The sequence below is a fragment of the Pseudomonas sp. VS40 genome (assembly GCF_018587885.1).
Classification (GTDB): Bacteria; Pseudomonadota; Gammaproteobacteria; order Pseudomonadales; family Pseudomonadaceae; genus Aquipseudomonas; species Aquipseudomonas pergaminensis.
Genome location: NZ_JAGYWD010000007.1, coordinates 45,070 through 64,948 on the forward strand (window position 1 = coordinate 45,070; position 19,879 = coordinate 64,948).

The following is a 19,879-nucleotide window of genomic DNA, read 5'->3' on the forward strand; positions in this document are numbered from 1 at the left end:
GGCGTTGCCGGTCGTCAATACATCTCTAACGCGGGGACACATGCAGACACTTAAGGTCGATCTAGGCGAGCGCAGCTACCCGATCCATATTGGCGAAGGTTTGCTGGACCAGCCCGAGCTGCTCGCACCGCATATTGCCGGGCGGCAAGTGGCGATCATTTCCAACGAAACGGTCGCGCCGCTGTATCTTGAGCGTCTGAGCCGCAGCCTGGCGGCGTATTCCGTGATCTCTGTGATCTTGCCCGACGGCGAAGCCCACAAAAACTGGGAAACCCTGCAGCTGATCTTTGATGGCCTGCTGACCGCACGTCATGACCGCCGCACCACCGTCATCGCCCTGGGCGGCGGTGTGATCGGCGACATGGCCGGCTTTGCAGCGGCCTGCTACCAGCGTGGCGTGGACTTTATCCAGGTGCCGACCACCCTGCTGTCTCAAGTCGATTCGTCGGTGGGCGGCAAGACCGGCATCAACCACCCACTGGGCAAGAACATGGTCGGCGCGTTCTACCAGCCCCAAGCCGTGCTGATTGATACCGCCACCCTCAACACCCTGCCGCCGCGCGAGCTGTCGGCGGGCCTGGCAGAAGTCATCAAGTACGGGCTGATCTGCGACGAGCCGTTCCTGACGTGGCTGGAAGAGCACGTCGACGCCCTGCGCAATCTGGACCAGGCGGCACTCACCGAAGCCATTTCCCGCTCCTGCGCCGCCAAGGCGCTGGTGGTGAATGCCGACGAACGGGAGTCCGGCGTACGGGCCACCTTGAACCTGGGCCACACCTTCGGCCATGCGATCGAAACGCACATGGGCTATGGTGTGTGGTTGCATGGGGAAGCCGTGGCGGCTGGCACTGTGATGGCATTGGAGATGTCGCAGCGCCTGGGCTGGATCAGTGCCCAGGAGCGTGACCGGGGCATTCGCCTATTCCAGCGCGCCGGTTTGCCAGTCATTCCGCCTGAGGAAATGACCGAGGCGGACTTCCTCGAACATATGGCGATAGACAAGAAAGTGATCGACGGTCGACTGCGACTGGTGCTGCTGCGCCACATGGGCGAAGCGGTGGTGACCGACGATTATCCGAAAGAGATTTTACAGGCCACGCTGGGAGCGGATTACCGCGCCCTGGCCCAGCTTAAAGGTTAATAAGATCCCGATGACTAGTTTGCATGCCGACGAGGCGTTCCTCGGCCATTACCAATTAAGCCACGACCCCTTTGCTCCACGGGTGCCTGGTTTCAAATTTTTCCCGGCCCAGCGCAAGCCTGTGCTCGGCCAGTTGCACCACCTCGCGCGCTACAGCCAACTGCTGCTGGTGGTGACGGGGCCGTTGGGCAGCGGCAAGACGCTGTTGCGCCAGGCCCTGGTGGCCAGCACCAACAAGCAATCGGTACAGAGCGTGGTGGTGTCGGCCCGTAGTGCCGGTGATGCGGCTGGCGTATTGCGCCAGGTTGCGCAGGCCCTGGATGTGGCTACAGCCGAGCCGAACGCGATTCTCAAGCAGGTCGTGCAACTGGGCCTGACCGGCCAGGAAGTCTACCTGCTGGTGGATGACGCCGAGCAGCTTGACGAATCCGCGCTTGAAGCGCTGCTGGCGCTGGCGGCGGGTACGCCGGAAGGTCGCCCGCACGTGTTCCTGTTCGGCGAGTCGTCGTTGATCGCCGACCTTGAGCAGATCAGCGGCGAACAGGAGCTGTTCCACGTCATCGAGTTGCAGCCGTACGAAGAGGAAGAAACCCGCGAATACCTGGCTCAACGCCTGGAAGGCGCAGGGGCGGGCATCGAACTTTTCTCCGCTCAACAGATCTCTGATATTCACGAAAGCTCCGACGGCTGGCCTGGCACCATCAACCAGGTTGCCCGCGATGCCATGATCGAAGCCATGATTGCCAGCCGCTCTGCGGTCAAGCGTCCAAAGATGGGGTTCACTATGCCTAAGAAACACGTATTGGCTATTTCCGCCGTTGTCGTGGTCGCTGTTGCCGCCGCCTGGTTGATCCCAGGTCGCAGCAAGGCGCCCACCACAGCCGGCGCGCCAACCGAACAGGCGCAGTTGCCACTGGGCAAGCCCACGCCAAACGTCGAATTCGCCAACTCCGGCCAACCGACCAACCTGCCGATGGTTGGCCAACCTGTGATGCGCGGCCCGCTTGCCGAAGAAGCCGGTGGCATCTCCGAAGGCGACGACGGCGTGCCGGTGGAAGGCTCCAGCGCCACACCGCCTACCGTGACCACCACTGCACCGCCAGCGGGCGTGCCAGCCGGCCAGCCGGCTGCCAAGCCGACACCCGCGCCGACAGTCGCCACCGCCAAGCCTGCGCCCGTGACCAAGCCGGTCGCGCCTGCGCCAACCGCCAAGCCAGCCCCTGCGCCAGCCGCCAAACCGGCTGAAAAACCAGCCGCCACCGTTGCCAAGGCCGGCGCCGCTGGCAGCAGCTGGTACAGCAGCCAGCCAACCGGCAACTTCGTGGTGCAGATCCTCGGCACCAGTTCCGAAGCCAACGCCCAGGCGTTCGTGAAGGAGCAGGGCGGCGAGTACCGTTATTTCAAGAAAGTGCTCAACGGCAAGCCTCTCTACGTGATCACCTACGGCAACTTCTCCAGCCGTGCAGCCGCCGATTCTGCGATCAAAACCTTGCCAGCGAAGGTCCAGGCTGGTAAACCTTGGCCTCGCACTGTTGCCAGCGTTCAACAAGAACTCGCAACAACTCGCTGAAGATCCGGCGGCCTTACCCAGGCCGCCCTCCCGGCACCTCAAAAAATAACCGCAAGTGCGTGCAGTCTCTAGAGACCGCGCGCTTTGTGGTGTCTGCGTCACAGTAGCTTTTGAGTCGTAGCGGTCAAAATTAAAAAAGTTTTGACTAGCACAGCATATCGCTTTAAACCTTTCATAAATGCGACATAGATTTGCGACATTTCGTCGCTAAATTTGTGAGCGTCTGTGTCGGTGTGTACAATGACCTCCCTTTTGCCCCCGCTAAGCCGGCGTACGTTCGGCGTGGAAGGTAACCGGTTGAATTGAAAAGAAATTTGCCTCGGTATAAGAGGCAGCCTGGTGAGAAAGTGTCTATGAAAGCAGGTCTGTACCAACCCGATGAATTCAAGGATAACTGCGGTTTCGGCCTGATAGCCCACATGCAGGGCGAGCCCAGTCATACCCTTTTGCAAACGGCCATCGAGGCCCTGACCTGCATGACCCACCGCGGTGGGATCAACGCCGACGGCAAGACCGGTGACGGTTGCGGCTTGCTGATTCAAAAGCCCGACCAGTTCCTGCGCGCTGTCGCAAAAGAGCAATTTGCTGTCGACCTGCCCAAGCAGTACGCCGTGGGCATGGTGTTTTTCAACCAGGACCCGGTCAAGGCCGAAGCCGCTCGCGAGAACATGAACCGCGAGATCCTGGCCGCCGGCCTGCAACTTGTCGGCTGGCGCAAAGTGCCGATCGACACCAGCGTGCTCGGCCGCCTGGCCAATGAGCGCCTGCCGCAGATCGAACAAGTGTTCATCGCAGGCGAAGGCCTGAGCGACCAGGACATGGCGATCAAGCTGTTCACGTCGCGTCGTCGCTCGTCCGTGGCCAACGCCGCCGACGCCGACCACTACATCTGCAGCTTTTCCCACAAGACCATCATTTATAAAGGCCTGATGATGCCGGCGGACTTGACCGCCTTCTATCCAGACCTGAGCGATGAGCGCCTGCAAACCGCAATCTGCGTGTTCCACCAGCGCTTCTCCACCAACACCCTGCCGAAATGGCCGCTGGCCCAGCCATTCCGCTTCCTCGCCCACAACGGCGAGATCAACACCATCACCGGCAACCGCAACTGGGCCGTGGCCCGTCGCACCAAGTTCGCCAATGACCTGATGGACCTTGAAGAGCTCGGCCCGCTGGTCAACCGCGTGGGTTCCGACTCTTCCAGCATGGACAACATGCTCGAACTGATGGTCACCGGCGGCATCGACCTGTTCCGTGGCGTGCGCATGATCATTCCGCCAGCGTGGCAGAACGTCGAGACCATGGACCCGGACCTGCGTGCATTCTACGAGTACAACTCGATGCACATGGAGCCGTGGGACGGCCCGGCTGGCGTGGTCATGACCGACGGCCGCTACGCGGTGTGCCTGCTCGACCGTAACGGTCTGCGCCCGGCGCGTTGGGTCACCACCACCAACGGCTTTATCACCCTCGCGTCGGAAATCGGCGTGTGGAACTACAAGCCGGAAGACGTGATCGCCAAAGGCCGCGTAGGCCCTGGCCAGATCCTGGCCGTGGACACCGAGACCGGGCAGATCCTCGACACCGACGCCATCGATGACCGCTTGAAGTCGCGTCACCCGTACAAGCAATGGCTGCGCAAGAACGCCCTGCGCATCCAGGCGACCATGGAAGACAACGACCACGGTTCGGCTTTTTATGACGTTGACCAGCTCAAGCAGTACATGAAGATGTACCAGGTCACGTTCGAAGAGCGCGACCAGGTGCTGCGTCCGCTCGGCGAGCAAGGCTACGAGGCGGTCGGTTCCATGGGCGATGACACGCCAATGGCGGTGCTGTCCCAGCGCGTGCGCACGCCGTACGACTATTTCCGCCAGCAATTCGCCCAGGTGACCAACCCACCGATCGATCCGCTGCGCGAAGCCATCGTGATGTCCCTGGAAGTCTGCCTCGGTGCCGAGCGCAACATCTTCCAGGAATCGCCTGAGCACGCTTCCCGCGTGATCCTCAGCTCGCCGGTCGTTTCCCCGGCCAAGTGGCGCTCGCTGATGACCCTGGAGCGCCCGGGCTTCGACCGCCAGATCATCGACCTGAACTACGACGAGAGCCTCGGCCTTGAAGCCGCGGTGCGCAACGTCGCCGACCAGGCTGAAGAAGCCGTGCGTGCCGGTCGTACCCAGATCGTGCTGACTGACCGTCACATTGCCCCAGGCAAGCTGCCGATCCACGCCTCCCTGGCCACCGGCGCGGTGCACCACCGCCTGACCGAGAAAGGCCTGCGTTGCGACTCCAACATTCTCGTGGAAACCGCCACCGCTCGCGACCCGCATCACTTTGCGGTACTGATCGGCTTCGGCGCCTCGGCGGTGTACCCGTTCCTCGCGTACGAAGTGCTGGGTGACCTGATCCGTACCGGTGAAGTGCTGGGCGACCTCTATGAGGTGTTCAAGAACTACCGCAAGGGCATCACCAAGGGCCTGCTGAAGATCCTGTCGAAGATGGGCATCTCCACTGTCACCTCGTACCGTGGCGCCCAGCTGTTCGAAGCCATCGGCCTGTCCGAAGAAGTCTGCGAGCTGAGTTTCCGTGGCGTGCCAAGCCGTATCAAGGGTGCGCGTTTTGTCGACATCGAAGCCGAACAGAAAGCCCTGGCAGCCGAAGCCTGGAGTGCGCGCAAGCCAATCCAGCAAGGCGGCCTGCTCAAGTTCGTGCACGGTGGCGAATACCACGCGTACAACCCGGACGTGGTCAACACCCTGCAGGCCGCCGTGCAGCAGGGCGACTACGCCAAGTTCAAGGAATACACCGCGCTGGTGGACAACCGCCCGGTGTCGATGATCCGCGACCTGTTCAAGGTGAAGACCCTGGACACGCCGATGGACATCAGCGAAGTCGAGCCGCTGGAATCGATCCTCAAGCGATTCGACTCCGCCGGTATCTCCCTGGGCGCCTTGTCGCCTGAGGCTCACGAAGCCCTGGCCGAAGCCATGAACCGCCTGGGTGCGCGTTCCAACTCCGGCGAAGGCGGTGAAGACCCGGCGCGCTACGGCACCATCAAGAGCTCGAAAATCAAGCAGGTTGCGACTGGCCGTTTCGGCGTGACCCCGGAATACCTGGTCAACGCCGAAGTGCTGCAGATCAAGGTGGCCCAGGGCGCCAAGCCCGGTGAAGGCGGCCAGCTGCCAGGCGGCAAGGTCAACGGTCTGATCGCCAAACTGCGTTATGCAGTGCCGGGCGTGACGCTGATCTCGCCTCCACCGCACCACGACATCTACTCGATCGAAGACTTGTCGCAGCTGATTTTCGACCTGAAACAAGTCAACCCGCAGGCCCTGGTCTCGGTGAAACTGGTGGCAGAAGCCGGCGTGGGCACCATTGCCGCTGGCGTGGCCAAGGCCTATGCCGACCTGATCACCATCTCCGGCTACGACGGCGGCACCGGCGCTTCGCCGCTGACCTCGATCAAGTATGCCGGTGCACCGTGGGAACTCGGCCTGGCCGAAACCCACCAGACCCTGCGCGGCAACGACTTGCGCGGCAAGGTTCGGGTACAGACCGACGGCGGCCTGAAAACCGGCCTCGACGTGATCAAGGCCGCGATCCTCGGTGCCGAAAGCTTCGGCTTCGGTACTGCGCCGATGATCGCCCTGGGCTGTAAATACCTGCGCATCTGCCACCTGAACAACTGCGCCACCGGCGTCGCGACCCAGAACGAGAAGCTGCGCAAGGATCACTACATCGGTACCGTCGACATGGTGGTGAACTTCTTCACCTACGTCGCCGAAGAAACCCGTGAGTGGTTGGCCAAGCTGGGTGTGCGCTCCCTCGAAGAGCTGATCGGTCGTACCGACCTGCTGGACATCCTCGAAGGCCAGACCGCCAAGCAGAACCACCTGGACCTGACGCCGCTGTTGGGCAGCGACCACATCCCGGCGGACAAGCCACAATTCTGCCAGGTGGACCGCAACCCACCGTTCGACAAAGGCCTGTTGGCCGAGAAGATGGTCGAAATGGCTTCTTCCTCGATCAACGATGCCAGCGGTGGCGAATTCGCCCTGGATATCTGCAACTGCGATCGTTCGATTGGCGCCCGCATCTCCGGCGAAATCGCGCGCAAGCACGGCAACCAAGGCATGGCGAAAGCGCCGATCACTTTCCGCTTCAAAGGCACTGCGGGCCAGAGCTTTGGCGTGTGGAACGCCGGCGGGCTGCACATGTACCTGGAAGGCGACGCCAACGACTACGTGGGCAAGGGCATGACCGGCGGCAAGCTGGTGATCGTTCCGCCTAAAGGCAGCGTCTACAAGACCCAGGACAGTGCCATCATCGGCAACACCTGCTTGTACGGCGCCACCGGTGGCAAGCTGTTCGCCGCCGGTACCGCCGGTGAGCGTTTCGCCGTACGTAACTCCGGTGCCCACACCGTGGTAGAAGGCACTGGCGATCACTGCTGCGAGTACATGACCGGGGGCTTTGTCGCGGTACTGGGCAAGACCGGTTACAACTTCGGCTCGGGCATGACCGGCGGTTTCGCCTACGTGCTTGACCAGGACAACACCTTCGTCGACAAGGTCAACCACGAGTTGGTCGAGATCCAGCGGATCAGCGGCGAAGCCATGGAGTCCTACCGGAACCACTTGCAGCACGTGCTGGACGAGTACGTCGAGGAGACTGGCAGCGAATGGGGCCGTAACCTCGCCGAAAATCTCGATGATTACCTGCGTCGTTTCTGGCTGGTCAAGCCCAAGGCTGCCAACCTGAAATCGTTGCTTTCCAGCATCCGTGCCAACCCGCAGTGATATGCGCCTGAAGAGTTTGATGAGGTTTTAACATGGCTGAACGTCTGAATAACGACTTCCAGTTCATCGATGTCGGGCGCAAAGATCCGAAGAAGAAACTGTTGCGTCAACGCAAGAAAGAGTTCGTGGAGATCTACGAACCCTTCAAACCCCAGCACTCGGCCGACCAGGCCCACCGCTGCCTGGGGTGCGGTAACCCGTATTGCGAATGGAAGTGCCCGGTGCACAACTTCATTCCCAACTGGCTGAAGCTGGTGGCCGAGGGCAACATCCTTGCCGCTGCCGAGCTGTCGCACCAGACCAACACCCTGCCGGAAGTGTGCGGCCGGGTGTGCCCGCAAGACCGTCTGTGCGAGGGTGCCTGCACCCTTAACGACGGCTTCGGCGCGGTGACCATCGGTTCGGTGGAGAAGTACATCACCGACACCGCGTTCGCCATGGGCTGGCGCCCCGACATGTCCAAGGTCAAGCCGACTGGCAAGCGCGTCGCCATCATCGGCGCCGGCCCGGCGGGCCTGGGCTGTGCCGACGTGCTGGTGCGTGGCGGCGTGACCCCGGTGGTGTTCGACAAGAACCCGGAAATCGGCGGCTTGCTGACCTTCGGCATCCCCGAGTTCAAGCTGGAAAAAACCGTGCTGAGCAACCGCCGTGAAGTCTTCACCGGCATGGGTATCGAGTTCCGACTCAATACCGAAATCGGCAAGGACATCACCATGGAGCAACTGCTCGAAGAATACGATGCGGTATTCATGGGCATGGGCACCTACACCTACATGAAAGGCGGCTTTGCCGGTGAGGACCTGCCGGGCGTGTATGACGCGCTCGACTTCCTCATCGCCAACGTCAACCGCAACCTGGGCTTTGAAAAGTCGCCGGAAGATTTCGTCGACATGAAAGGCAAGAAGGTCGTGGTGCTGGGCGGTGGCGACACCGCGATGGACTGCAACCGCACGTCGATCCGCCAGGGCGCCAAGTCGGTGACTTGTGCCTATCGCCGTGACGAAGCCAACATGCCAGGCTCGCGCAAAGAGGTGAAGAACGCCAAGGAAGAAGGTGTGAAATTCCTCTACAACCGCCAGCCGATCGCGATTGTCGGTGAAGACCGCGTCGAAGGCGTGAAGGTGGTCGAGACCCGTCTCGGCGAACCGGACGCCCGTGGTCGTCGCAGCCCCGAGCCGATCCCGGGCTCCGAAGAGATCATCCCGGCGGACGCCGTGGTCATCGCTTTCGGCTTCCGCCCAAGCCCGGCGCCGTGGTTCGAGCAATTCCAGATCCAGACCGACAGCCAGGGCCGCGTCGTAGCCCCGGAACAAGGCCAGTACAAACACCAGACCAGCAACCCGAAAATCTTCGCCGGTGGCGACATGGTGCGCGGTTCTGACCTGGTGGTGACGGCGATCTTCGAAGGCCGCAATGCCGCCGAAGGGATCCTGGATTACCTGCAGGTCTGATCTGAAATACGCTCAAATGTGGGAGCTGGCTTGCCTGCGATAGCGGTGTAACAGTCACAGGATGTATCGACTGATCCACCGCAATCGCAGGCAAGCCAGCTCCCACATTGGTTTCCAGCGTGTTCAAGAGATTGCGACAAATTGACCCGATAGACAAAAGGCACGGCGCATTCCGTGCCTTTTGCGTCTGGCTCTGAGAAAATGCCCGCACTTTTTTTGCGGATGCCGACATGACTGCCCTCAAGAACGACCGTTTCCTTCGTGCCCTGCTCAAGCAACCCGTGGACGTCACCCCTGTGTGGATGATGCGCCAGGCCGGTCGCTACCTGCCGGAATACCGCGCCAGTCGCGCCAACGCCGGCGACTTCATGAGCCTGTGCATGAACCCGGAGTTCGCCTGCGAAGTCACGATGCAGCCGCTGGACCGCTACCCACAACTGGACGCGGCCATCCTCTTCTCCGACATCCTCACCATCCCTGACGCCATGGGCCAAGGCCTGTACTTCGAAACCGGCGAAGGCCCGCGTTTCAAGAAAGTCGTCAGCACCCTGGCCGATATCGAAGCCTTGCCGATCCCCGATCCGCATAAAGACCTCGGCTACGTGATGGACGCCGTCAGCACCATCCGCCGCGAGCTTAACGGCCGTGTGCCGCTGATCGGCTTCTCCGGCAGCCCCTGGACCTTGGCCACCTACATGGTGGAAGGCGGCTCGTCGAAAGACTTCCGCAAGACCAAGGCCATGCTCTATGACAACCCACAGGCCATGCACCTGCTGCTGGATAAGCTGGCGCAGTCGGTCACCTCTTACCTCAACGGCCAGATCATGGCCGGCGCCCAGGCGGTGCAGATCTTCGACACCTGGGGCGGCAACCTGTCGGCGGCGGCGTACCAGGAGTTCTCCCTGGCCTACATGCGCAAAATCGTCAGCGGCCTGATCCGCGAGCATGAAGGCCGCAAAGTGCCGGTAATCATGTTCACCAAGGGTGGCGGCCTGTGGCTGGAAAGCATTGCCGACGCCGGTGCCGACGCCCTGGGCCTGGACTGGACCTGCGACATTGGCGAAGCCCGCCAGCGCGTGGGCAACCGCGTCGCGCTGCAAGGCAACATGGACCCGACGGTGCTGTACGCCAAGCCGGAAGCCATCCGCACCGAAGTTGGCCGCATCCTCGCCAGCTACGGCAAAGGCACCGGGCATGTGTTCAACCTCGGCCATGGCATTACTCCGGAAGTGAACCCGGAGCATGCCGGCGCGTTCCTGCGCGCGGTGCATGAGTTGTCGGCGCAGTATCACGAATAACACGCAAAACAAATGTGGGAGGGGGCTTGCCCCCGATGGCGGTGTACCAGTCAGTACAACTATGACTGATCTACCCTCATCGGGGGCAAGCCCCCTTCCACATTAAAAGCCAGAGACACTCAGGCCTTCGCTTGCCCCAACGGCGGCAACTTCGCCAGCTTCAACGCCACCAGCAACGCGCCAATCAACAGCGCCACGATAAACGCCCCAATCCCATTCCACCCGGCAAAGTGCCAGAAGAATCCGCCCGCCGTCCCCGCAATACTCGACCCCACGTAGTAGCAGAACAGGTACAGCGACGATGCCTGCCCCTTGGCTTTCACCGCGCGGCGGCCGATCCAGCTGCTGGCCACCGAGTGGGCGCCGAAGAAGCCGAAGGTGAAGATCAGCATGCCCGGCACCACCAGCCACAGCGGGGTGAACAGGGTCAGGGCCATGCCGGCCAGCATCAGTACGATGGTGCCCCACAGCACCCGACGGCGCCCGAGGCGGTCAGCCAGTGAGCCGATTTTCGCCGAGCTGTAGATGCCCGAGAGGTACACCAGCGACAGCAGGCCGACCACGGCTTGGCTGAGGTCGTAGGGATCGGCCAGCAGGCGATAGCCGATGTAGTTGAACATCGTCACGAACGCGCCCATCAGCAGGAACGCTTCGAGGAACAGCCAGGGCAGGCCTGCGTCCTTGAAGTGCATGACGAAGCCATCCACCAGGCTGCGCGGCTTGAGGCTGGTGGCGCGGAAGTTGCGCGATTCGGGGAGGATTTTCCAGAACACCGTGGCGGCGATCAGCGCCAGGGCGCCGATGATCAGCATTGCGGTGTGCCAACTGACAAAGTCGATCAACACGCCAATGATCAGGCGCCCGCTCATGCCGCCGATCGCGTTACCGCCGATGTACAAGCCCATGGCCAGGCCGATGTGCTGCGGGTGGATCTCTTCGCTCAGGTAGGTCATGGCCACGGCGGCCAGGCCGCTCAGCGACAGGCCCACCAGCGCACGCATCAGCAGGATGCCTTCCCAGGTCGGCATCAAGCCGCTGGCGATGGTCGCCAATGCGGCACAGAACAGCGCAGACACCATCACCGGCTTGCGTCCCAACCGGTCGGAGATCGGCCCGGTGATGAGCAAGCCGAACGCCAACATCGCCGTGGCCACCGACAGGATCAGGCTGCTCTGCGCCGCATTGATGGAAAATTCGTGGGACAGCGCCGGCATCATCGGCTGCACGCAATACAGCAGCGCAAAGGTAGCGAAACCGCCGGAGAACAGCGCCAACACCGTGCGCATGAACATCGGCGTGCCTTTTTCGATGTACGCGTCATTGAGCTGGGCCACCACCTCATCCAGGGCAGTGGGCGGGACTTCTTGAGCGAGTGGAGCGACAGCAGCTTTCACGGGGACCTCGGGGAGGAAGAGCGTACCAGGACCGGCAATGCAAAAAAGAATATAGCTCCCTAATGATTCTTTCCAATATATTGTTCGACCTGTTTGATAGCTTTAACGACCTAATGAGGCTTGCATGGAATTGCGTCACTTGCGGTACTTCATTGCCGTCGCCGAAGAGTTGCATTTCGGCCGGGCTGCTCAGGTGCTGGGCATCTCGCAGCCGCCGCTGAGCCAGCAGATCCAGGCGCTGGAACAGGAGGTGGGGGCGCGGCTGTTTGAGCGGACCAATCGTCGGGTCGAGCTGAGCGAGGCGGGACGATTGTTTTTGCAAGAGGCGCGGCTGGTGCTGGCGCAGGTGGACAAGGCGGCGGATGTGGCGCGGCGGGCGCAGTTGGGTGAGCTGGGCGAACTGAAGATCGGCTTCACCTCGTCGGCGCCGTTCAATTCCAGCATTCCCCAGGCGATCTTTGCGTTTCGCCAGGCATTCCCGGCAGTGCATCTGAACCTGCAGGAGATGAGCAGCACCGAAGTGGCCGAGTCGCTGGTGGATGAGTCGATCCAAGTGGGCCTGATGCGACCGCTGCCATTGCCGGATTCGCTGGGTGTGGTCGAGCTGATGCGCGAACCGCTGGTGGCCGTGTTGAACGCCGGGCACCCGCTGGTGGAGGGCAGTGAGCGCGGTTTGCACCTGGCGCAATTGGCACAGGAACCGTTTGTGTTTTTCCCGCGCACCTACGGTAGCGGCCTTTATGCCCAGTTGCTCAACCTGGCGCGTGATGCCGGCTTCAGCCCGCACTTTGCCCAGGAGGCCGGGGAGGCGATGACCATCATCGGCCTGGTGGCGGCGGGCTTGGGCGTGTCGGTGCTGCCGGCGTCCTACCAGCGCATTCGGATCGATGGCGTGGTGTATCGCACGCTGCTGGATCAGGAGGCGATGACGGCGGTGTGGCTGGTGCAACGCAAGGGCGCGCAGACGCCGATGGCAGAGGCGTTTGTGGAGTTGTTGACGCGCAAGGCCTCGGTGTAGAGGTGCTCACATATCAGGTAACGCAAGCTGCTTAGCGATTCGCGGGAAAGTTACGCAGAATCGCTTTTTCTCAAGCGAGTGATATGGATGGCACTTCTCTATCAGCCCAAGGAGGGCAGCGTGTTGATTTGTGACTTTCGAGGCTATGAGGTCCCGGAAATCATAAAGATCCGCCCGGTCATTGTGATACGCAAGCACCGAACCAATAAGTTGTTGGTGACGGTTGTGCCGTTGAGTACTACTGCGCCGCAGACGGTTCTGGATCACCACTGCCAGCTTGATAGTCATCTTCCAGGAGCAAGCCCTATCTGTTGGGCGAAATGTGACATTGTGGCAACCGTCAGCTTGGGAAGGCTCGACCGAATCAAAATCAAAGATCGTCATGGCAAACGAACTTACAAAATCGCTGAGCTCACTTCTGATCAGCTTCTAGCAATAAAGGCGGCGGTGCGCAGCGCGTTGGGGTTGCACTGAGGGACGAACGGCACTTTGCCACAGGTTGCCGTAAAGTTGTTTTCAGGCATACTGCCCACGTTCCCGAAAGGGGCTTGTGAGACTCTGAGGATCCTGGGCAACCAGCAATTGCAGAGCCAGGCAGGAAGCGGCGATGACAAGCCAACCTGTTTGTGAAGAGGGCGCCGAAAGGCGCCCTTTGTCGTTTCTGTAGAGCCTGAATTCGTTTTTACTTGGTGGTGCCGGTTTGTTCGAACAACTGCGCCGCCGTCCCGGCCTCATTCACGCCATTGCTGCGCAACCCCGCCATGATGTCGCTGTCCAGATTGTTCACCCAACGGTTGTAGTTGCGATGGATCTTGCCGTCCTTGTAGCCCAGTTCGCGGCTGTCGCGGTAAGTGATGGCGTAGCTGTTGCGGGTGTAGCGGATGTCGATCGCCGCGTAGTACTGGTTACGCACGTTGATCTCGGCCTGTACCAGCTGCGGGCTCAGGCGTTGTACCGTCCATTCGCGTTTTTGCAGGGCGTTGACGATCACCGTTTTCATTTTTTCTTCGCTGACCTGGGTGTCGGCCGGCAGGTTGTGCTGGGTGTTGAGGATCGGCTTGCTGGTGCAACCGGCGGTGACCAGCAGGGCCAGGGTGATCAGGGTGACGCGTAGCAAGGAAGACATTCCGTATTCTCCAATCGATTAAAAAGTCAGGACCAGCGGCGGAAGATCAGCGACGTGTTGACGCCGCCAAAGGCAAAGTTGTTGTTCATCACGTAGTCGTGGTGCATCTCGCGGAATTCACCTTGCAGGTAATCCAGCTCGCCGCATTGCGGGTCTACCGCATCCAGGTTGAAGGTGTGCACGTACTGGTCGCGGTTCATCATCTCGATGCTGAACCATGACTCCAGCGCGCCGCAGGCGCCCAGGGTGTGGCCGAGAAAGCTCTTCTGCGAACTGATGGGCATGCGGCTGCCGAACAGGCTGCTGGTCGCCAGCGTCTCGGCTATATCTCCCTGGTCGGTGGCGGTGCCGTGGCCGTTCACGTAGCCGATCGCGTTAGGCTCAAGCCCGGCATCTTCGAGGGCCAACTCCATGGCGCGGCGCATGGTTTTCTGCTCCGGGCGGGTGGTGTGCTGGCCGTCGGCGTTGCTGCCAAAGCCAACGATTTCGGCGTGGATATGCGCACCGCGCGCCAACGCATGTTCCAGCTCTTCGAGCACCAGCATGCCGCCGCCTTCACCGATCACCAGGCCATCGCGGCCGCTGTCATACGGGCGCGGGCTGGTCTGCGGGGCGTCGTTTTTCAGGCTGGTGGCGTAGAGCGCGTCGAACACCATGGCTTCGGTCGGGCACAGCTCTTCGGCGCCACCGGCGAGCATCAATGGCAGGCGCCCGAACTTGATCGCCTCATAGGCATAGCCGATGCCCTGGCTGCCGCTGGTGCAAGCGCTGGACGTGGGGATCAGCCGCCCGGTCAGGCCAAAGAAGATGCTGATATTCGCCGCCGTGGTGTGCGGCATCATGCGCACGTAGGAATTGGCGTTCAAACCCTCCGCGACCGAGTTCAGCAGCATATTGCCGAACGCCTTGATCTCGTCGGTGCTGCCGGTGGACGAGCCGCAGGCCACGCCCATGCGTCCGTCCTTGATCGACTCATCGCCGAGCAAGCCGGCGTCCTGCAACGCCTGCTCGGCGGCCCATACCGCCAGGCGCGAGACACGGCCCATGCTGCGCAGTTGCTTGCGCGTCCAATGGGCGGGCACGACAAAATCGTCGATCGGCCCGGCCAGGCGCGTGTTCAATTCGGTAAAGCGGTCCCACTCGTCCATGCGCCGAATGCCGCTGCGGTTGGCGCGGAAGTTGGCGGCGATGGTGTCCCAATCGCTGCCCAGTGAGGTCATGCCGGCCATGCCGGTGACGACGACGCGTTTCATCAGCACAGGCCTCCATTCACGGCCAGGACCTGGCGCGTGATGTAGCCAGCCTCGGCCGACATCAGGAAATTCACCGCGCCGGCCACCTCTTCCGGCGTGCCCATGCGTTGCGCCGGGATCATCTTCATCAATTCTTCCACCGGCACGTTTTCATCCAGCATGGCGGTGTCGATCAAGCCCGGAGCGACGCAATTGACGGTGATCTTGCGCTTGCCCAGCTCGATTGCCAGTGCCTTGGCCGCGCCAATCAGGCCGGCTTTCGAGGCGCTGTAATTGACCTGGCCGCGGTTGCCGATCAAACCGGAAACCGAGGTGATGCAGACGATACGCCCAGCCGCACGACGACGAATCATCGGCATCATCACCGGGTGCAGCACGTTGTAGAAACCGTCGAGGTTGGTGCGCATCACTAAGTCCCAATCGTCTTCCGACAGGGCCGGGAACGCACCGTCACGGGCCAGGCCGGCGTTGAGCACCACGCCGTAATAGGCGCCATGTTGCTCCACATCCGCCTCGAGTATCTGCTTGCACAGCGCGCGATCCGCCACGTCGAATTGCAGCACCCGCGCCTTGCGGCCCAGGGCTTCAACTTCGGCCTGCACCGCATCGGCGTCGCTACGGCCACTGCGGCAATGCAGCACGATGTCATGCCCGGCCTGGGCCAGGCGCAGCGCAATGGCGCGGCCAATGCCACGGCTGGAGCCGGTGACCAGTACGGATTCAGTCATGGCGTCACGTCCTTCGATTCTTCTAAATAGTTGGCCGCCTGGGGCGGTCGAAATACATTCAAGCGGGCGCTGGCCTGGATCCCGTCGCCGGTCAGGTGGCATTCGAACACACCCATGCCATTGTCGTCTTCCAGGGAGCGCAGACCGTGGATGCTCAGCTCGGCACCGGCCGGGAAGTGCTCCACGTTGCACTCGAACTTGCGTGTGCCGAGCAGGAAGCCGAGTTCCACGGCTTCACCCTTCTGGCGTGCGCAGCAACCGGCGTAGGCGGCAACACTTTGCGCCATCAACTCGATGCCGACCCAGGCCGGCAGGCTGCCATCGGGGCGATTGAACAGGCCGCCAGGCTTGACCGTGGTGCGGGTGCGGACCTGCTCTTCATCGAACGACAGCACCTGATCGATCAGGATCATGTCGCCCGCATGGGGCAGCAGTTCGGCGAGTGGCCAATCGATCATGGGGCCCCTCCGATTATCAGGCTGACATTGTTGCCGCCGAAGGCAAATGAGTTGCTCATCAGGCAGCGTTTTTCCAGGGTGGCGCCGGCGGTGGCCCATTGCAAGGCGGGCAGTGCGGGGTCGGCCTGGCCGTCCCACACATGCGGTGGCAGCCGGTTGTGAACCAGGCTCAACCAGCAGAACGCCGCTTCCAGCGCGCCGGCTGCGCCCAGGGTATGGCCGCTCATGGGTTTGGTCGAGGAGCAGGCCACGCCTTGGGGGAACAGGCTGGCGACGGCCAGGCTTTCCATGGCGTCGTTATGCTGGGTAGCGGTGCCGTGGAGGTTCAGGTAACCGATCTGCCCAGGCTGCAAACCGGCACTCGCCAAGGCCTTGCGCATGGATTGCAACGCGCCTTTGCCGGTGGGTTCGGGGGCGGAGATATGGTGCGCATCGCAACTGGCGCCGCTGCCCAGCAGAGCGATGGGCGCGTGTTCCTTGCTCATCAGAAACAGCACCGCCGCTTCGCCGATGTTGATGCCGTTGCGGTTGACTGAAAACGGGTTGCAACGCTCGTTCGACACCGCTTCCAACGAGCTGAAGCCGTTAAGCGTCAGCTTGCACAGGCTGTCGACACCGCCGCAGATCACGGCATCGCACACACCCAGGTCCAGCAGGCGCTGGGCGCTCATCAGCGCGCGGGCGCTGGAGGTGCAGGCGGTGGAGATCACATAGGCCGGCCCGCTCAGTTTTAGCCAGTCAGCCAGGAAGTTCGCCGGAGCGCTGAGTTCCTGTTGCTGGTAGTCGTAGTCGCCGGGGAACTGGTGTTCGCGCAAAAAATGCGCGATGCCCCGGCTGGCTTCGTCGATACCCGAAGTACTGGTGCCAAGCACAATGCCGACGCGTGATGCGCCATAGGTGTGGATCGCCTGGCGGATCTCGCCTTCGATCTGCAGCGCCGCTTCCAGCAACAACTGGTTATTGCGGCTGCTTTGCTGGCCCAGCTCAGTGGGGATGGTTGCCAACTCACCCTGCACACCGGCCACCGGCAGCACGCGCTCCGGTACCCAGCCGCCTTCGGCGCGCATGCCGGAGCAGTCACCGGCAAACAGGCTGCGGCTGACCTCCGCCTGGCCACGGCCGAGTGCGCAGATCACGCCCAAGGCGTTGAGGTAGGCGCTCATCGTGCGACTCCGAGCGGTGTGATGCGATAGCTCAGCGGCTGCCCGCTGATGTTCACACTGAATACCTCGGACGATTGATACACGATCTGCCAATGACCCGGCAGGGTACGCGTCAAGTCCATCGCCTGCGCGCTGGGGTAGAGGGCGCGCACGTCATCCGGCGCGGTCAGCGCAAACAGTAGCGCGGCAAACAATTCGCGCGCCTGCGGATTGGGCGGCAGCAAGCCATCGGCCTGCCATTCGCCATTGATCAGCTTTTGCCGCGCCTGGGGGATGCCCAGCGGGTCCATCATCGACCACCGAATGCCACCGCCTTCGCGCTGGATCACCAGCAGCCAGTCCTGGCTCTGGCCGTCGGCCAGGCGCTGCACATGCAGTTGCAGCGGCAAGGCCAGGGCCGGGGTTTTCTCGGGCAGCGGTGGCTGGTTGGCGCAGGCGCTGAGCAGCAACAGGCAACCCATCAACAGGTAGCGCATCATGGCGCGGCACTCGCCAACGGTTTGCGTGCCACGCAGTTGACCAGGGTTTCTTCGCGCTGGCCCACCGGTGGCGCCTTGCGTAGGCCCCAGCGTTCCAGCAGGCCGAAGTCGCTGGAGCGGCTCCACCACAAGTACGGGTATGAGACGTTCTGCGGGCCGAATTCAAAGCCCTGCTCGCGGAGCATCTCCAGGTATTCTTCGGCGCTTTTTTGCACGTGCATCGGGTGGCGGAACAGCCAGCGGATGACCCAGGTGTCGATGTAGGCTTCGGTGGACTCGGCAAACAATAAATAGCCACCCGGCTTGAGCACGCGGTAGAACTCTTTGAGCGCGCGATGCTGCTCGACCAGGTGGTGGAAGGTCTGGTGGCAGAACAGGATATCGACACTTTCGTCCGGCACTTGCAGGGTGGCGCAGTCGCTGCCGATCAACTCGATGGCCAAGCCCTGGCGCGCCGCTTCTGCACGGCTCAGCTCCAGGCTGTGAGGGTCGGCGTCCAGGCCAATCAGGCGCTCAGGGGCGAACACCTGCTGCAACAGCTTGAAGGACTTGCCCTGGCCACAACCGGCGTCCAGCAGCACCGGCGCTGCTGGCAAGGGCTCGGTGAACAGGCTGCGCAGATCGTTGATCGCCACGCGCAGCACGTGATGTTGCCAGGTATGGCTGCGCAGGAACCAGAAGCCGAACTTGGTTTCTTCGACGTAGTTCTTACTCAAGTACTGACTGCTCACGCTGCATCCCCTGCACAAATTTCCGACAACATCCGCAACCGCCGCTTGGGCTCACTCACAAACGGGTTGCGCTCATCCCACGCGTAACCGGCGAGGATCGAACTGATCATCCGGCGAATATCCGGCGAGCTGCCGGGATGGAAGATCACGTCCTGGAACGTCCCGGCGTACCAGCCTTCGACGTAGCAGCGGAAGGTATCGACACCGCGCTTCAGCGGCTCGGCAAATTCGGTTTGCCAGTCCACGGTTTCGCCGTTGAGCTGGCGATGCAGCACACCGGCGGCCATGCTCGCCGAACGCATGGCGATGGTCACCCCGGAGGAGAACACCGGGTCGAGGAATTCCGCCGCGTTACCCAGCAAGGCAAAGCCCGGCCCGTGCAGGCTTTTGACGTTGGCCGCGTAGCCGCCGATGGTCCGCGCGGGCGTATCCCAGACGGCGTTTTGCAGCACGCCGGACAGGCTTGGGGTTTCATCGATAAAACCGCGCAGGCAGGCATCCAGGTCGCTGTCACGGCCGTCGAAATGCGCTTTGGCCGCGACCACGCCCACCGAGCAGCGGCCGTTGCTGAACGGGATGGTCCAGAACCAGATATCGCGCTTGGTCGGGTGGGTGGTGACCAGAATCTTGGTGCGGTCAAAGCCTGGGTGTTCGATGCGGTCTTCGATGTGGGTGAACACCGCCTGGCGCACCGGAAAGTCTGACGGCACGTCCAGCTCCAGCAGGCGCGGCAACACGCGGCCGTAGCCGCTGGCGTCGAGCACGAACTTGGCCTTGAGGTGGTACTCGCTGCCGTTCTCGCGGCGTACGTGCAGGTAACGGGATTCGCCTTTGAAATCCACGCCGACGATGGATTCGCCGTATCGGATGTCGACGCCTTGCAAGGCCGCCTGATCTGCCAGCAGCTTGTCGAACTCGCCGCGCTGGACCTGGAAGGTGGTCGGCTTGCCGTTGCTGAAGGTGTCACCAAAATCAAACGCACTGTAGCGCTCGCCCCAGGCGAACGCAGCACCGGTTTTCACCTGGAAACCCGCCGCCTGCACAGCCTCCAGCATGCCGGCTTCTTCGATAAAGTCGATGCAGTGTGACAGCAGGCTTTCGCCAATCGAGAACCGCGGGAAATGCTGGCGCTCGATAATCAGTACATCATGCCCTTTGCGCTTTAACAGCGCGGCGGCGATGGCCCCGGACGGACCGGCACCGATCACCACCACCTGGCGACGTTCCATTTCAACTGTGGGCACGAGGGCTCCTTGCCACATTGGCGATA

The 19,879-nt window shown here is 62.0% G+C and carries 16 protein-coding genes; 7 read left to right on the forward strand and 9 right to left on the reverse strand.

The genetic code is table 11. The features are described 5' to 3' along the window. The first annotated feature begins 40 nt into the window (after positions 1 to 40). From aroB to hemE, 5 genes are all read left to right on the forward strand, one after another. A complete protein-coding gene (gene aroB, locus KHP07_RS21050; RefSeq protein ID WP_021492321.1) occupies positions 41 to 1,141 on the forward strand; it encodes a 3-dehydroquinate synthase in 1,101 nt (366 codons plus the stop codon). Positions 1,142 to 1,151: 10 nt separating this feature from the next. Further along, entirely contained in the window at positions 1,152 to 2,711 is a 1,560-nt protein-coding gene (locus KHP07_RS21055) for an SPOR domain-containing protein (RefSeq protein ID WP_214497967.1), read from the forward strand. A gap of 353 nt (positions 2,712 to 3,064) precedes the next feature. Beyond that, on the forward strand, positions 3,065 to 7,510 hold the full coding sequence (gene gltB, locus KHP07_RS21060) for a glutamate synthase large subunit (RefSeq protein ID WP_078046510.1): 4,446 nt from the start codon (positions 3,065 to 3,067) through the stop codon (positions 7,508 to 7,510). A 32-nt stretch (positions 7,511 to 7,542) separates the two neighbouring features. Continuing rightward, on the forward strand, positions 7,543 to 8,961 hold the full coding sequence (locus tag KHP07_RS21065; RefSeq protein ID WP_034105894.1) for a glutamate synthase small subunit GltD family protein: 1,419 nt from the start codon (positions 7,543 to 7,545) through the stop codon (positions 8,959 to 8,961). A gap of 230 nt (positions 8,962 to 9,191) precedes the next feature. Further along, complete coding sequence (gene hemE / locus KHP07_RS21070; protein ID WP_071492361.1) at positions 9,192 to 10,259, forward strand: uroporphyrinogen decarboxylase; 1,068 nt, start codon at positions 9,192 to 9,194, stop codon at positions 10,257 to 10,259. Between the two features lie 119 nt (positions 10,260 to 10,378). Here the strand turns inward: hemE and KHP07_RS21075 are convergent, their stop codons facing one another. Further along, positions 10,379 to 11,605, reverse strand: a complete 1,227-nt coding sequence (locus KHP07_RS21075) for an MFS transporter (RefSeq protein ID WP_250883676.1) — start codon at positions 11,603 to 11,605, stop codon at positions 10,379 to 10,381. 172 nt (positions 11,606 to 11,777) lie between these two features. Between KHP07_RS21075 and KHP07_RS21080 the strand changes: the two genes are divergently transcribed. Together KHP07_RS21080 and KHP07_RS21085 are read left to right on the forward strand one after the other, a co-directional pair. After that, on the forward strand, positions 11,778 to 12,671 hold the full coding sequence (locus tag KHP07_RS21080; protein WP_214497968.1) for a LysR family transcriptional regulator: 894 nt from the start codon (positions 11,778 to 11,780) through the stop codon (positions 12,669 to 12,671). 87 nt (positions 12,672 to 12,758) lie between these two features. Then, positions 12,759 to 13,145 (forward strand): type II toxin-antitoxin system PemK/MazF family toxin, encoded by a 387-nt coding sequence (locus KHP07_RS21085; protein ID WP_214497969.1) that lies wholly within the window; start codon positions 12,759 to 12,761, stop codon positions 13,143 to 13,145. Positions 13,146 to 13,353: 208 nt separating this feature from the next. On the opposite strand, the gene KHP07_RS21090 is transcribed toward KHP07_RS21085, so the two are convergent. Genes KHP07_RS21090 through KHP07_RS21125 form a run of 8 tightly spaced genes read right to left on the reverse strand, consistent with a single transcriptional unit; the run spans position 13,354 to position 19,853 of the window. Next, a complete protein-coding gene (locus tag KHP07_RS21090; RefSeq protein WP_078046514.1) occupies positions 13,354 to 13,797 on the reverse strand; it encodes a hypothetical protein in 444 nt (147 codons plus the stop codon). 26 nt (positions 13,798 to 13,823) lie between these two features. After that, positions 13,824 to 15,050: a beta-ketoacyl-ACP synthase gene (locus KHP07_RS21095; protein ID WP_078046515.1), complete on the reverse strand. Its 1,227-nt coding sequence runs from the start codon at positions 15,048 to 15,050 to the stop codon at positions 13,824 to 13,826. After that, a complete protein-coding gene (fabG, locus tag KHP07_RS21100) occupies positions 15,050 to 15,778 on the reverse strand; it encodes a 3-oxoacyl-ACP reductase FabG (protein ID WP_214497970.1) in 729 nt (242 codons plus the stop codon). The genes KHP07_RS21095 and fabG overlap by 1 nt, the downstream gene beginning before the upstream one ends. Continuing rightward, the gene (locus tag KHP07_RS21105) at positions 15,775 to 16,236 is read right to left on the reverse strand and encodes a hotdog family protein (protein WP_214497971.1); all 462 of its coding nucleotides are present in this window, start codon (positions 16,234 to 16,236) and stop codon (positions 15,775 to 15,777) included. The genes fabG and KHP07_RS21105 overlap by 4 nt, the downstream gene beginning before the upstream one ends. Then, positions 16,233 to 17,399 carry a beta-ketoacyl-[acyl-carrier-protein] synthase family protein gene (locus KHP07_RS21110; RefSeq protein ID WP_214497972.1) on the reverse strand — a complete coding sequence of 389 codons (1,167 nt, stop codon included), beginning with the start codon at positions 17,397 to 17,399 and terminating at the stop codon, positions 16,233 to 16,235. Before KHP07_RS21110 ends, KHP07_RS21105 begins: the two co-directional genes overlap by 4 nt. Then, positions 17,396 to 17,878, reverse strand: coding sequence for a hypothetical protein (locus KHP07_RS21115; RefSeq protein WP_214497973.1), 483 nt, complete (start codon positions 17,876 to 17,878; stop codon positions 17,396 to 17,398). Before KHP07_RS21115 ends, KHP07_RS21110 begins: the two co-directional genes overlap by 4 nt. Continuing rightward, positions 17,875 to 18,609 (reverse strand): class I SAM-dependent methyltransferase, encoded by a 735-nt coding sequence (locus KHP07_RS21120; protein ID WP_078046520.1) that lies wholly within the window; start codon positions 18,607 to 18,609, stop codon positions 17,875 to 17,877. Before KHP07_RS21120 ends, KHP07_RS21115 begins: the two co-directional genes overlap by 4 nt. After that, positions 18,606 to 19,853, reverse strand: coding sequence for an NAD(P)/FAD-dependent oxidoreductase (locus tag KHP07_RS21125; protein WP_214497974.1), 1,248 nt, complete (start codon positions 19,851 to 19,853; stop codon positions 18,606 to 18,608). The genes KHP07_RS21120 and KHP07_RS21125 overlap by 4 nt, the downstream gene beginning before the upstream one ends. Between the last annotated feature and the right edge of the window lie 26 nt (positions 19,854 to 19,879).